The sequence below is a fragment of the Kitasatospora sp. NBC_00374 genome, from assembly GCF_041434935.1.
Taxonomy (GTDB): Bacteria; Actinomycetota; Actinomycetes; order Streptomycetales; family Streptomycetaceae; genus Kitasatospora.
In genome coordinates this window covers 8,162,743-8,177,008 of sequence record NZ_CP107964.1, presented here as the reverse complement: position 1 = coordinate 8,177,008, position 14,266 = coordinate 8,162,743, and the positions used below count along the sequence as shown (strand labels likewise).

Here is a 14,266-nt window from a genome sequence, read left to right as displayed (position 1 = left end):
GTCCCGCGACGAGGACGGCTGCCGGATTCGCCGGCCGCACCACCTGACGCACGGCCCGTGGCCGCGCCGCCTTCGCGAGCCGGTGAACACCCACGAAGGAGTCGACCACGTGCTGAGAGACCAGCAGGGGCATGACGCACCGTCATCGGGCGAACCGGCGGGGCGGCAGCGCCTCACCGCGGCGGGTGGCCAGGTGCCGGCCCCGTCGGCGGGTTCCGGGCTCGACACCACCGACCTCCTGCTGCTGCGGCAGCTCGGCCAGGACGCCCGGGCGTCGTTCGCGCAGATCGGTGCCCAGGTCAATCTGTCCGCGAGCGCGGTGAAGCGCCGCATCGACCGGCTGCGAGCCCAGGGGGTGGTGCGCGGTTTCACCGTCGTACTCGATCCTGCCCTGCTGGGGTGGGGCACCGAGGCCTTCGTCGAGGTCTACTGCCGGGAACGCACACCGCCCGAGGAGATCCTGTCGTCGCTGCGCCAGTTTCCCGAGGTGCTCTCGGCCTGGACGGTCACCGGCGACTCGGACGCCCTCGTGCACCTGCTCGTCACGGACATGCGCCACCTGGAGACGGTCATCGAGCGGATCCGCAAGGAACCCGGGGTGCAGCGGAGCCGCAGTCTGGTGGCTCTTTCCCGGCTCATCGGCTGAGCCACGGCTGCGGCGGTCGTCGGCCGGCGGCCGCGCAACAATTCCGCACGGAGCGGCGAATGGCGCAACGATTGCCGCCTGCCGCGCAATGGACGCACGTTATGGGCTGCGGCCGGCGACCGTAGGATCCTCTCCAACAGCCGAGGGTGCACGCCTTGAGCAGTGCGCCTCCCGCCGGAAGACCGCCGAAGAAATCGATTCCGTACGAGCCGGGCCGGGCCGAAACGAAATGCCGAGAACTCCGCCCCCACCTATCTTCTGCGGGATCCCCGAATTCGCCGCGAAAGGACCATGGGGTCAGTACGCTCCACGCCACATTACGCACCTGTTCGAGCATCCTGGAGGAACCGTCGTGAACCCGATACAGGAATTCGACCGGAAGGAATCGGACCCGGAACGACCGACGGCAGCGACCGAGCTCACCGTCGGGTCCGGACGAACCGACGACCTGCTGACGGACGCGGAGTTCCTGGTACGGGCCGAGCCGCAGGTGGTGGTCCCCCTGCTGGGCGAGGCCTCCGGGTGGGATGCCCGGCTGTCCGCGTGGGTGTACTGGCGGTCGTTGAGCGAGCACCGCACCATGGGCCCGGACCAGCGACGGTGGCGGCTCCGGCTGGAGGCCGTCCGGTGGGGGCATCGCGCGCTGGTGGGCCGGCTCGACGCGGTCGGCGGCGGGAGGGGCGGGAGCACGGCCGGGTGGGACGTCCGTTGGGCAGTCGGCGCCCGGCTCGAAGGTCGACGCCTGCGCCCACTCGGTGGCCACCCGCGCGGGGCGGTGGCGACGGCGGTGGTGGAAGGGCTCCCGGTCGCGGTCACCGGGAGCGCCGACGGCACCGTGGGCAGCTGGGACCTGAACACCGGCCTCCGGGTCGGCCCCGAGCTTGCCTGGCGCACTCCAGGGGTCCGGGCGGCTGCGACCGCCACGGTCGGGGGGCGGGCGGTCGCGGTGTGCAGCGGCTGGGACGGAACCGTACGGGTGTGGGACCTGGCCGCCGGCCAGGCGCTCGGGGAGCCCCCCGTGGGAGCGGTCCGGGCGGTCGCGACGGCGGAGCTGGACGGCCGAACGGTCGCGGTGACCGCCGACGACCAGGCCGGGATGCGGACATGGGACCTGCTCACCGGCAGGCCCGCGGGGGGCTCCTTCACCGGCCGCACCACGGCGGTGACCGCCCTGGCGACGGCGGTGGTGCGCGGCCGCGCCGTCGTGATCGCCGGCAGCTGCCGCGGGACGGTGCGGATCTGGGACCTCGCCACCGGCAGGCGGGTCGGGCGACCGCTGCTCGGCCACACCGGAGCCGTGCTCGCGCTCACCACAACCGTGGTCTCCGGCAGGGTGGTTGCCGTCTCCGGAGGGTGGGACGGCACGGTCCGGGTGTGGGACCTCGCCGGCGGCCGCCCGGCCGGACGGCCCCTGACCGGTCATACCGGCCCGGTGTGGGCGCTGGCGACGACCCTGGCACAGGGCCGGGCAGTCGCGGTGACCGGCGGGGAGGAGGGCACGCTCCGGCGCTGGGACCTGGCCGGCCGTGAGCCCCTCGGGCCACCGCTGACCGGCCACACCGAAGGAATCCAGGCCGTGGCCACCGCCGTCGTGGACGGCCTTCCGGTCGCCGTCACCGGCGGCGCGGACGACGCCGCCTGGGTCTGGGACCTCGCCTGCGAACTCGGTACACCGCTCGCCGGGCACACCGGGCAGGTCCGAAGCGTGGCGGTCACCCGGGTACAGGGCCGCGCGACCGTGGTCACCGGAGGTGCGGACGGCACGCTCCGACGATGGGAACTGGACACCGGCAGGCCCGTCGGACCTGCCCTGACCGGACACACCGGACCGGTGGAGGCCATGGTGACGGCGACCGTCGACCACCGTGAGGTGGCCGTCACGGCCGGCGGCGACGGCCTGCGGGTGCGCGACCTGACGACCGGCTACTGCGAGCGGATCGCGTACGGTCCCTCCCGGGCCGTGGCCGTCGCGCGGGTCCGGGGTCGCCCGGTCGCTATCGTCGGCGGTGACGACGGCACCGTACAGGTGTGGGACTTGACGGCCCTCCGACAGCTCGGCGGGCCGCTCGCCGACCACACCGGCTGGGTGATGGCCCTGGCGGTGACGGAGGTGGACGGCCGAGCCGTGATCGTCACCGCGGGCGACGAAGGAATGGTCTGGGACCTGGCGACGGGTGAGCAGGTCGGGGGGCCGCTCACCCATCACACCGGCTGGGTGACGGCCCTGACCGTGGCGGACCTCCGGGGCCGTGCCGTCGCGGTCACCATCGGCGACGACGGCACGGTCCGGGTCTGGGACCCGGCGACCGGTGAGCAGATCGGGGAGCCGCTCACCGACCCGCGCCGGGGAACACGGGTCGCGGCCACCGGGATGCCGCACGGCCGGCCGGCCCTCGCCACCAGCGGATCGGCGGACCGGACCGTCTGCGTACGGGACTTGGCGACCGGCCGCAGGATGGGCCCCGACCTGGTCTTCCCCGAACCGGTCGGAGCCCTCGCCTTCGCTCCGAGCGGGGAGCTGGTCGTCGGCTTCGGCTCCGAAGTCGCGGTCCTCGCCACCCCACCGGGCTGCAGCGTCCCCGACGCGGACGCCGTCGTCCGGGCCCTCGGCCGGCCGACGGGCGTGGACGTCGACACCGTGGTCGTCCGCCCCACCGGCCAGGTCCACTGAACGGGCCACCGCACGCTCCCCGGGACAGCCGTGAGTCCTGGACCTGCGTCCGCCGACGGTGGAACTCCCCCGGCCGGGGCCGTGGACCGACGAGAGCCGGCCCCGGCCGGGAGGCGCGGTCGAGGTGAGGGAGCGGGCGCTACGCGCCCCAGGCCTCGAACTCGTAGATCCGGGCGGCGGGGTCGGTGGTCTGGGTGGGCTTGGTGACGACCAGGCGCACGTAGCGGGCGGTGGCGGTCACCGGATGGGTGGTGGTCCCGGCGGTGTTGCCGGTGACGGTGGCGACGGTGGTCCACGGGTCGGCGGCCGAGGAGCGGACCTGGAGGGTGAAGTCGCGGGTGTTGTACGAGGCGCTCTCGCCGCCGGCCGAGGCGTGCTTGACCACGAACTTGGAGAGCGGGCGGGCCGAGCCGAGATCGACCTCCAGCCACTTGTCCGCCGTGGTGGTGCACCACTTGTCGCCGTTGCCGCCGTTGACGGTACCGTTGACGGCCTTCGCCGGGCCCTCGTTGGCGTTGCACCGGCCCGCGGCGGTGGCCGGGCGGTTCAGCGCCAGGTTGTCGCCGCCCGGCGGAGTGCCGGTCCAGGAGACGGTGGTGGCGGCAGCGGCCGAGCGGCCGTACTCGGTCGAGACCGCCTCGACCTCGATGGTGGTGCTGCTCTCGGTCCCGGCGCGGTCGAGCCGGTTGACGAAGTACGCGTCGGACGGGGTGGCGCCGAGGTAGCTGCGGGTGCCGTCCGCGTTGCGCCGGTACAGCTCGTAGTGGTGGACGGATCCGCTCGGTGCGGCGGTCCAGGCGAGCCGCAGCGACCGGCTGGAGCCGGCCACCACGTCGGTGGCCCCGAGCACGGTGAGGCCGCTCGGGGCGGCGGGCGCGTCCACCGACCCGTCGTAGACGGCGAGCTGACCGACCCTCACGTCGTAGGCGGGGTTGCTGCCGTCGGCCTGGAGGGCGATCTGGGCGATGGTGCGGCCCGCGTACCCGGAGAGGTCGAGCGTCCTGCGCTCCCAGCCGGTTCCTGTGGTGGCGCCGAGGTCGAGGGTGGTGAAACTGCCCGGCGCGTCGGTGAAGGAGATCGCGGCCCTGAGGCCGGACGCGCCTGCGGTCGGGGTCTTCAGCACCACCGAGAGCTTGCTGTCCGCCGCGACCGGGAGTCTGGTCTGGTAGAGGCGGACGGTGTTGGCGGCGTCGAGCCGGCCGGTGAGGCGCAGCGAGGAGCCGCCCTCGTAGGAGTCGGTGAAGTCGATGGACGGGGTCAGCCTGGTCCCCGTGGAGGCGACCAGCCAGCGGTAGGTGGGCGGGACGTCCTGGAGGGAGAGGTTGTTCCAGCCTCCGGTGGCGACCCGGGTGCCGCCCGCGTTGTAGAAGTCGCCCTGGCCGGTGCCGAAGTTGGTGACGAAGGGCTTGGCCGTGATCGGGGAGGACTCGGCGATGTACTCGGCGAGTCCCTTCCAGCTGGAGGAAGTGGCGGTGTTGGACGGGTCGTTGTTGGCGCCGACCCAGTAGCGGGCGTCCTTGGCGTAGAAGTCGGCGCGGTCGGTGGCGGACTTCCAGGTCCACTCGGGCCGGTAGAGGCCGAGTGAGGTGGTGTGCTGCTTTCCGGCCGGGAAGAGGGTGTCCCAGTCGACGCCGGTGTTGTAGCCGTTGGCCTCGGTGTCGATGCCGGAGTAGAGGTCGTACGCGCTGCGGCCCAGCCCGGCGGCGCGGCTGCGGGAGGAGGCGAGGCCGCTCGCGCTCCAGCCGAAGTTGAGGAACATGGAGTCCGCGGTGCGGCGGGTGCCGTCCTGGAGGAACGCGTCGTTGGCGGAGGTGAGCGCGTTCTGCCAGGAGACCGAGCCGGACTCGGTCATGGCGTCGTACCACATGAACTCGGTGCCGGTGCGGGCCTTGGTGTACCGCATGAGGTTGCGGACCTCGGTGGCCAGGGCCGGGTCGCCGCCACCGGTCTCCTGGTTGATGAACCAGCCGTCGAAGCCGTAGTACTGGGCGGCCTGCGCCAGCTTGTCGGCGACCGGGTAGCGGTTTCCGGACTTCTGGACGAAGTCGCGCACCCACTGGAGTTGGCCGCCGTACGCGGCGGGCGGGAAGAAGACGGTGCCGTAGACCTTGACGCCGTTGCGGTGGGCGGCGTCGATGACGGTCGGGTTGGGGGCGAGGATCAGGCCCTCGCCGGCCGAGCCGCCCCAGAACACCAGCTTGTCGACGTACTGCCAGTAGCCGAAGGCGTAGTAGTTCGGGTCGGCGGAGCCCTGGGAAGGGTTGTTGGAGGTCGGCCCGAAGGACACCAGGGAGGCGACCTTGCCCTCGCCGGCCCGGGCGTCGGGGTTGGCCTTGAGTGCGGGGTCGCTGGTCCGCGGCTGGAGGGGGACGCGGGAGCGGTTGAAGCGGGCGTCCGGGTCGGTGGCCGGGTCCCAGGTGAGGATGGTGTTCGGGTACCAGTACGAGGCGTACGGCTGGGTGCCGGAGGCCGCTGCCGCCGATGCGGCGGGCGGGGTGGTGTCGGCCGGCCGGGCGTGGGCGGCCGGTCCGGCGCCCAGAACGGCGGCCCCGAGGGCGGCGCTGAGGAGGAGGGGGAGTCGTCGTGGCATGAGGTGGCTCCGATCGGGCGGAGGCGGGTGGGGGTGGGCCGCGGCCGTTCGGGACGCCTGCGGGCGCGGTGTGGCCGGTTCGCGGCGGCGTCGGACGGCACGGTGCCGGGCGGGGGGTCGCAGGTGGTGCCGGCGGTGCAGGTGGTGCCTGGCGTGCGGTTGCTGCCGGTGACTAGGCGAGGCGGCGAGCGGGATCGGTGCGGGCGGTCACGGAGTGCCCCGCCGTACAGGCGTGACGCAGCGCGGTACGCCGGCCCGCAGGGGCGGCCGGTGAACGGAGGCTAAACCGGTTCAGGAGTGTCGTCAACGGCCCGCGCAGCAACCGGCCCCGGGCGTGTGCCGGAGGCCGGCGGGGAGACGGGCGCCCGAACCGTCAGCGCGGGGCGGACACCCGCAGGTCACGGGCCCCGGGCCGGTCTCACCTGCCACCACGCGCCCGACACGGCGACACTCGCCACCCACACGGCATCGGCGCGCCGTCGACATGGCCGAATCCGGTGGGCACCGAGATGCTCATCGCAGACCCGCAACGCCGGCGTACGAGATCCGGCGGCCGTCCATCCGCCCATCGAATCCGATGGCTCTCTTGACATCCAAGTTTAGGCGGGACCATAGTCCCTGCAACGGCTATACCGGTTTAGTACGTCAGGTTCGGCACGTCAGCACAATCCCCCACCCACCCCCAGGACCGGGAGACCCTCATGCGAAGAATCTGGGCGGCACTGACGACGGCGGCGGTCACCGCCGCCGCGCTCACCGGCTGCGGACTGAGCTCCGACACCAAGAGCGGCGACACCGCGGCGAGCGCCGCCGCCGGCGAGGTCAAGGGCAAGGTCTCGCTCCAGACGTGGGCGCTCAAGCCGAAGTTCACCGACTACGTGCAGGGCGTGATCGACGGCTTCAAGAAGAAGTACCCGGGCGTCGAGGTCGAGTGGCTGGACCAGCCGGGCGACGGCTACTCGGCCAAGGTCCTCAGCCAGGCGGCCGCGGGAAGCCTGCCGGACGTGGTGAACCTCCCGCCGGACTTCGCCCTCCCGCTGGCCAAGCAGAACCTGCTGCTGGATGTCGCCAAGGCCGACCCGAAGCTCGCCGACGAGTACGTCGCAGGCGGGGTCGACGCCTACCGGTTCGCCGGCCAGAACGGCACCTTCGGCTATCCGTGGTACCTCAACACCGATGTCAACTACTGGAGTTCGGAGTTGATGGCCAAGTACGGCCTGGATCCGAAGGCCGTCCCCACCAGTCTGGACGAGCTGATCGCCCAGGCCCGGGTGATGAAGGAGAAGTCCGGCGGTTCGACCTACCTGATGAGCCGCAAGCCGGGCCTCGGCGACCTGGTCAACGCCGGCGTCAAGGTGATGTCCGAGGACGGCAGGAGCTTCACCTTCAACACTCCCGAGGCCGCCGCCCTGCTCGACCGGTACCGCGACGCCTTCAAGGAGGGCCTGCTGCCGAAGGACGTCCTGACCAACACCTACGCCGGGAACACCAAGCTCTTCAACTCCGGTACGGCGGCGTGGACCACCGGCGGCGGCAACTTCATCACCAGCCTCGCCACCGACAACCCCACGCTCGCGCCGAAGGTCGTTCCCTCCCCCGCGATGGGCACGCCGCCGCTGTACGTGCAGGGCCTGTCGATCCCCAGGAGCACCAAGAACCCGGCCGCCGCGGTGGCCCTGGCCCGCTGGATCACCAGCCCCGAGAACCAGTCCGCCTTCGCCCATCTGACCAGCATCTTCCCGTCCACCAAGGCCTCCGCCGACGACCCCTTCTTCAGCAAGAGCGACGGCACCAACGCCGGGGACGCCAAGGTGATCGCGTTCACCTCGCTGGCCAAGGCGAAGATCCTCCAGCCCGTCCCGGTGGACGACGCGATGAGCACCGTCATCAACCAGCAGATCGCCCTGGCCATCAGCGGCGAGGCGACCTCCAAGCAGGCCCTGGACACCGCCGTCGACCGCTGCAACCAGCTGCTCAAGGGCTGACCCGGCGTCGGAAGGACCCCGTACCGGTGGCGCGGCGGCGCACCCTCAGGCCGCCCGCCCCCGGGAATGACCCGTACCGCCTCCAGGAAGGCATCCGCATGACCCACCGGCGTTGGTTCACCCCCTGGCTGCTCGCAGGGCCCGCGATTATCTGGCTGGCCGTCTTCAACCTCTGGCCGACGGTCAACACGGTGATCCTGTCGTTCACCAACGCCAAACCGCTGGGCGGCGGACAGTTCACCGGCCTCGACAACTTCGAACGCATCCTCAGCGACGAGCAACTGGCCGACGCCCTGCTCAACAGCATCGTCTACCTGCTGGTCTGCCTGCCGCTGCTCACCTTCCTGCCGCTGCTGCTCGCCCTGCTGGTCCAGCGCAGGATGCCCGGCATCACCTTCTTCCGCACGGCGTTCTACACCCCGGTGATCGCCTCCGCCGTCGTGGTGGCGCTGATCTGGGGCTGGGTGCTGGACGACCGCGGCCTGGTCAACGGCGTGCTCCAGCAGAGCGGGCTGGCGGACTCGCCGGTGTCCTTCCTCACCGACCGCTGGCTGCTGCTGTTCAGCGCGATCGCCCTGACCACCTGGAAGGGGCTCGGCTACTACATGGTCATCTACCTGTCCGCCCTGGCCAACGTGGGCCGGGAACTGCACGAGGCCGCCGCCGTGGACGGCGCGAGCGCCGTCCGCCGGTTCTGGCACGTCACCCTGCCCGGCGTACGGCCCACCATGCTGCTGATCTCGGTCCTCATCTCGGTCTCCTCGCTGCGCGTCTTCTCAGAGCTGTACGTGCTCTCCAACGGCACCGGCGGCCCCGGCGGCCGGGACATGTCCGTGGTGATGCTGATCCAGATGTACAGCCGCGGCTTCACCGGCCACCTCGGCTACGCCTCCGCGCTCAGCCTGCTGCTGTTCGTCATCACCCTCGGCCCGATGCTGCTGCTGATGCGCCTGAACCGGAAGGCGGACTGACGCCGTGACCCCCCGACGCGCCGCCCTGGGCCCGCCCGGCTCCACCGCCGGCCGGACCGCACTGCGCTACCTGCTGCTGCTCGCCGTCCTCCTGCTGGTGATCGGCCCCTTCCTCTGGCAGCTCTCCACCTCGCTCAAGGGCCCCGGCGAGGACGTCTACACCCGCAGCCCCGCTTTCATCCCCGAGGACCTCACCTTCGCCAACTACGCCAAGGTCGCCGACACCATCCCGGTGTGGACGTACGCCGCCAACTCCCTGCTGGTGGCCGCCGTCGCGATCTTCGGGAACGTGGTCGGCTGCACCCTGGCCGGCTACGCCCTCGCCAAGCTGCGCTTCCGCGGCGCCCGGCTGGTCCTCGGTCTCTTCCTGGCCACGCTGGTCCTGCCCGGCGAGGTCACGATCGTCTCGCAGTACGTGACGGTCCGCAGTCTGGGCCTGGCCGACTCACTGGTCGGTGTCGCGCTCCCGGGTGCGATCGCCATGCTGAACGTGCTGCTGATGCGGACCGCCTTCGCGGCCGTCCCGCCCGAGCTGGACCAGGCCGCCCTGGTGGACGGCGCCGGCGTCTGGCAGCGGCTGTGGCACATCGGGCTGCCGAACGTGCGCGGCATGCTCAGCGTGATCGTCATCTTCACCTTCATCGGGGCCTGGGACGACTTCCTCTGGCCGCTGATCGTGCTGAACGACCCGCAGAAGTACACCCTCACCGTCGGACTCCAGTACCTCAACGGCACGTTCAGCGCCAACCCCCGGCTGATCGCGGCCGGCACCATGATCGCCTTCCTGCCGATCGTCGTGGTGTTCGCCGTATGCCAGCGCTTCTTCTTCAAGGGCGTGGAGGAGGGAGCCGTCAAGGGATAGCCCACCGTCCGCCCGACCCGCCGCCGGCCCGGCCGACCATGGCCGCACCCACCGAGGAAGCCCACCGCGTATGACCGCCGCCCAGGACCACACCCCGGCCCACAGCCCGGCCCACACCCAGGGCCACGCCCCGGCCCGCACGCCGAGCGCCCCGCGCTTCGGCGTCAACTACACCCCCACCACCGGCTGGTTCCACCACTGGCTCGACTTCGACCTCGACGCCGTCCGCGCCGACCTGGACTCCGTCGCCGCCCTCGGCCTGGACCACATCCGGGTCTTCCCGCTCTGGCCCGTCTTCCAGCCCAACCGCACCCTGATCCGCCCGCGCGCCGTCGAGCAGCTGGCCGCGCTGGTCGACGCGGCCGGCGAGCGCGGTCTCGACGTCTCCGTGGACGGGCTGCAGGGCCACCTGTCGAGCTTCGACTTCCAGCCCTCCTGGACGCAGACCTGGCACCGGCGCAACATCTTCACCGACCCCGAGGTGGTCGACGGCCAGGCCGCCTACCTGCGCACCCTGGCCTCGGCGCTGGACGGCCGGCCCAACTTCCTGGGCATGACGGTCGGCAACGAGATCAACCAGTTCTCCGGCGAGCCGCACCCCGACCCCGACCGCGTCACCCCCGGGCAGGCCGACGCCTGGCTGCGCCGGATGCTCGCCGCCTGCGAGGAGGGGGCACCCGGCCGGCTCAACCTGCACGCCTCCTACGACGCCGCCTGGTACCAGGACGAGCACCCGTTCACCCCGTGGCACTCGGCGCGGATCGGCGCGGCCACCGCCGTCCACTCCTGGGTGTTCAACGGCACCGCGCAGCGCTACGGCCCGCACTCGGTGCCGACCGCGCAGCACGCCGCCTACCTGGTCGAGCTCTCCAAGGCCTGGGCCGACGACCCGCGCCGGCCGGTCTGGCTGCAGGAGGTCGGCGCGCCGGCCCCGCACATCACCGCCGAGGACGCCGCCCGGTTCACCGGCGACACCGTCACGGCCGTGCTGGACTGCCCGGACCTCTGGGGCGTCACCTGGTGGTGCTCGCACGACGTGGACCGCTCGCTGGCGGACTTCCCCGACCTGGAGTACAGCCTCGGCCTGCTCACCACCGACCGCCGGGTCAAACCCGCCGGGGCCAGGATCGCCGCCGCCGTCGAGGAGCTGCGGGCCGGATGGCGGCCGCCCCGGGTGCGTACCACCGCCGTGGTGGTCGCCACCGGCGACGAGGTCACCGCGCCCAAGCGCTCGGTCTGCGGCCCCGGCGGGCCCGTCTTCGAGGCGTTCATGCGCCTCACCGAGGCGGGCGCCCGCCCGACCACCGTCCTCGCCGAGCACGCCGGCGACCGGGAACGGCTGGCCGCCCGCGGCATCACCGAGGTGGTCCACCCCGACGACGTGCCCTGACACCCGCACGCCACCCGTCCCGTTCCCCGTACCCCATCAGTCACGCAACGGAGCCTGCCGACATGCATGATGACCGCACCCTGGTCGAGTCCCGCCTCAAGCGCGTCCTGGACGAGCGGATCCGCCCGGCGGTCCACCCCGACTCCGTCCCGCTGGAGGTCGGCATCTGGACCGCGCCGGGCGAGCCCGTCCCGGTCGCCGAGGGCCTCGCCGCACCGCGGACCCCGATCACCGTCGGCGACGCGTGGGGCGCGCCGTGGGGCACCAGCTGGATCACCGTCTCCGGCACGGTGCCCGAGGCGTGGGCCGGGAGGACCGTCGAGGCGCTGATCGACCTGGGCTTCGACGCCAACATGCCCGGCTTCCAGTGCGAGGGCCTGGTCTACCGCCCGGACGGCACCCCGGTGAAGGGGCTCAACCCGCAGAACCAGTGGGTGCGGATCGCCGCCCCCGCCGCCGGCGGCGAGCAGGTGCTGCTGCACGTCGAGGCCGCGTCCAACCCGGTGATCCTCGACTACCACCCCTTCCTGCCGACCGAGCTCGGCGACCGGGAGACCGCCGGGGCCGAGCCGCAGTACAAGCTGACCCGGATGGACCTCGCGGTCTTCGACGAGACGGTCTGGCAGCTCGTCATGGACCTGGAGGTGCTGGGCGAGCTGATGGCGGAACTGCCCGTCGAGTCCGCCCGCCGCTGGGACGTCCTGCGGGCGATCGAGCGGGCCCTGGACACCGTCGACCTGCAGGACGTCAACGGCACCGCCGCCGCGGCCCGGGAGCGGCTGGCCGGGGTACTGGCCTCGCCCGCCGCGCCGTCGGCGCACCGGATCAGCGCGGTCGGCCACGCGCACATCGACTCGGCGTGGCTCTGGCCGCTGCGCGAGACGGTCCGCAAGGTCGCCCGGACCACCGCCAACATGACGGCGCTGCTGGAGGACGAGCCGGACTTCGTCTACACCATGTCCCAGGCGCAGCAGTACGCCTGGATCAAGGAGCACCGGCCCGAGGTGTACGCCCGGGTCAAGAAGGCGGTGGCCGAGGGCCGGTTCGTGCCGGCCGGCGGGATGTGGGTGGAGTCCGACACCAACATGCCGGGTTCCGAGGCGATGGCCCGGCAGTTCGTCCACGGGAAGCGGTTCTTCCTGGAGGAGTTCGGGGTCGAGAACCAGGAGGCCTGGCTGCCGGACACCTTCGGCTTCACCGGCGGGCTGCCGCAGATCATCCGCAACGCGGGCTCCAAGTGGCTGCTGACGCAGAAGATCTCCTGGAGCCAGGTCAACAAGTTCCCGCACCACACGTTCCTGTGGGAGGGCATCGACGGGACGCGGATCTTCACGCACTTCCCGCCGGTCGACACCTACAACTGCTCCATGAAGGGCAGCGAGATCGCGCACGCGGCACGGAACTTCAAGGACAAGGGTGTCGCCCGGCACTCGATCGCCCCGACCGGCTGGGGCGACGGCGGTGGCGGAACCACCCGGGAGATGGTCGCGAAGGCGGCCCGGCTGCGGGATCTGGAGGGCTCGGCCACCGTCCGCTGGGAGCGGCCCGCCGAGTTCTTCGAGAAGGCGCAGGCGGAGTACCCGAAGCCGCCGGTCTGGGTCGGCGAGCTGTACCTGGAGCTGCACCGGGCGACCCTGACCAGCCAGGCCAGGACCAAGCAGGGCAACCGCCGCAGCGAGAACCTGCTCCGCGAGGCCGAGCTGTGGTGCGCCACCGCCGCACTGCGCTGCGGCCTGGCGTACCCGTACGAGGAGCTGGACCGGATCTGGAAGACGGTGCTGCTGCACCAGTTCCACGACATCCTGCCCGGTTCGTCGATCGCCTGGGTGCACCGCGAGGCGGAGCAGACGTACGGGGCCGTCGCCGAGGAGCTGGAGGCGTTGATCGGCCGGGCCCAGCAGGCACTCGCCGGGGATCCGGCGGGCGGCCGCGAGCTGGTCTTCAACGCGGCGCCGCACGCCCGGTCGGCGGTGCCGGCCGGCGGGGCCGCACCCGCCGCGCCGGCGCCCGCGGCCGGCTGCTCGGTCACCGCCCGCCCCGGGGGCGGGTTCCTGCTCGGCAACGGGCTGCTGGACGTGACGGTGGACGGCGACGGCCTGGTGGTCTCGGTGGTCGACCGCGCGAGCGGACGCGAGACGGTGGCCCCGGGCGCCCGCGCCAACCTGCTCCAACTGCACCCCGACTTCCCCAACATGTGGGACGCCTGGGACGTGGACCAGTTCTACCGCAACACCGTCACCGACCTCACCGAGGCGGACGAGGTCACGGTCGCCGCCGAGACGGACGAGACCGTCGCGGTCCGGGTCACCCGGTCGTTCGGCTCGTCCACGGCGGTCCAGCTGCTCACCCTGCGCGCCGGGGCCGGGCGGCTGGACATCGACACCGAGGTGGACTGGCACGAGACGGAGAAGTTCCTCAAGGCGGCCTTCCCGCTGGACGTCCACACCGAGCGGTACGCCGCCGAGACCCAGTTCGGCCACCTCTACCGGCCCACCCACACCAACACCAGCTGGGAGGCGGCCAAGTTCGAGGCGTGCAACCACCGGTTCGTCCACCTGGACGAACCCGGCTGGGGCGTCGCGCTGGTGACGGCCTCCACCTACGGCCACGACGTCACCCGCACCGTGCGGGACGGTGACGGCGGCACCACCACCACGGTGCGGTTCTCCCTGCTGCGCGCGCCGCGCTTCCCCGACCCGCGCACCGACCAGGGCCTGCACCGGTTCCGGCACGCGCTCGCGCCGGGCGCCAAGATCGCCGACGCCGTCCGCGAGGGCTACCTGATCAGCCTGCCCGAGCGGCGGGTGCACGGCACCGCCGAGGCCGTCCGGCCGCTGGTGGAACTGGACGAGGACGCGCTGGTGGTCAGCGCCGTCAAGCTCGCCGACGACCGCAGTGGCGACCTGATCGTCCGGGTCTACGAGGCGAGCGGCGGCCGCGCCCGGGGCCGGCTCACCACCTCGTTCCCGTTGGCCGCGGCCGTGCCCTGCGACCTGCTGGAGCGGCCGTGGGACGGCACGCGGGGCGAGGTCACCGTCACCGGTGACGGCGTCGAGCTGTGCCTGCGGCCGTTCGAGCTGGTCACGCTGCGCATCACCCCCGGCGGCGGGTCCGCCTGACCCCGTGCCACCGCGCGGCGCCCCGTCCGTCC

At 72.4% G+C, this 14,266-nt stretch carries 8 protein-coding genes; 7 read left to right on the top strand and 1 reads right to left on the bottom strand.

Annotation, left to right across the window (positions count from 1 at the left end; all coding sequences use genetic code 11):
- Nucleotides 1–193 precede the first annotated feature (193 nt).
- Nucleotides 194–646: an Lrp/AsnC family transcriptional regulator gene (locus OG871_RS35690; protein WP_371503505.1), complete on the top strand. Its 453-nt coding sequence runs from the start codon at nucleotides 194–196 to the stop codon at nucleotides 644–646.
- Between the two features lie 352 nt (nucleotides 647–998).
- The gene (locus OG871_RS35685; protein WP_371502503.1) at nucleotides 999–3,317 is read left to right on the top strand and encodes a WD40 repeat domain-containing protein; all 2,319 of its coding nucleotides are present in this window, start codon (nucleotides 999–1,001) and stop codon (nucleotides 3,315–3,317) included.
- A 139-nt stretch (nucleotides 3,318–3,456) separates the two neighbouring features.
- Here OG871_RS35685 and OG871_RS35680 read toward each other — a convergent pair whose 3' ends face one another.
- The gene (locus tag OG871_RS35680; RefSeq protein ID WP_371502501.1) at nucleotides 3,457–5,907 is read right to left on the bottom strand and encodes a discoidin domain-containing protein; all 2,451 of its coding nucleotides are present in this window, start codon (nucleotides 5,905–5,907) and stop codon (nucleotides 3,457–3,459) included.
- 701 nt (nucleotides 5,908–6,608) lie between these two features.
- Between OG871_RS35680 and OG871_RS35675 the strand changes: the two genes are divergently transcribed.
- From OG871_RS35675 to OG871_RS35655, 5 genes are all read left to right on the top strand, one after another.
- On the top strand, nucleotides 6,609–7,892 hold the full coding sequence (locus OG871_RS35675; RefSeq protein WP_371502500.1) for an ABC transporter substrate-binding protein: 1,284 nt from the start codon (nucleotides 6,609–6,611) through the stop codon (nucleotides 7,890–7,892).
- Between the two features lie 98 nt (nucleotides 7,893–7,990).
- The gene (locus OG871_RS35670) at nucleotides 7,991–8,863 is read left to right on the top strand and encodes a carbohydrate ABC transporter permease (protein ID WP_371502499.1); all 873 of its coding nucleotides are present in this window, start codon (nucleotides 7,991–7,993) and stop codon (nucleotides 8,861–8,863) included.
- A gap of 4 nt (nucleotides 8,864–8,867) precedes the next feature.
- Entirely contained in the window at nucleotides 8,868–9,725 is an 858-nt protein-coding gene (locus OG871_RS35665; protein ID WP_371502498.1) for a carbohydrate ABC transporter permease, read from the top strand.
- A 70-nt stretch (nucleotides 9,726–9,795) separates the two neighbouring features.
- A complete protein-coding gene (locus OG871_RS35660) occupies nucleotides 9,796–11,115 on the top strand; it encodes a glycosyl hydrolase (protein ID WP_371502496.1) in 1,320 nt (439 codons plus the stop codon).
- 62 nt (nucleotides 11,116–11,177) lie between these two features.
- Nucleotides 11,178–14,234 carry an alpha-mannosidase gene (locus OG871_RS35655; RefSeq protein ID WP_371502495.1) on the top strand — a complete coding sequence of 1,019 codons (3,057 nt, stop codon included), beginning with the start codon at nucleotides 11,178–11,180 and terminating at the stop codon, nucleotides 14,232–14,234.
- The last annotated feature ends 32 nt before the right edge of the window (nucleotides 14,235–14,266 follow it).

What these genes read in the sequence shown, in the direction of transcription:
- OG871_RS35680 (WP_371502501.1), bottom strand. Translation starts at nt 5,907, where the DNA reads ATGCCACGACGACTCCCCCTCCTCCTCAGCGCCGCCCTCGGGGCCGCC.
- OG871_RS35675 (WP_371502500.1), top strand. Translation starts at nt 6,609, where the DNA reads ATGCGAAGAATCTGGGCGGCACTGACGACGGCGGCGGTCACCGCCGCC.
- OG871_RS35670 (WP_371502499.1), top strand. Translation starts at nt 7,991, where the DNA reads ATGACCCACCGGCGTTGGTTCACCCCCTGGCTGCTCGCAGGGCCCGCG.
- OG871_RS35660 (WP_371502496.1), top strand. Translation starts at nt 9,796, where the DNA reads ATGACCGCCGCCCAGGACCACACCCCGGCCCACAGCCCGGCCCACACC.
- OG871_RS35655 (WP_371502495.1), top strand. Translation starts at nt 11,178, where the DNA reads ATGCATGATGACCGCACCCTGGTCGAGTCCCGCCTCAAGCGCGTCCTG.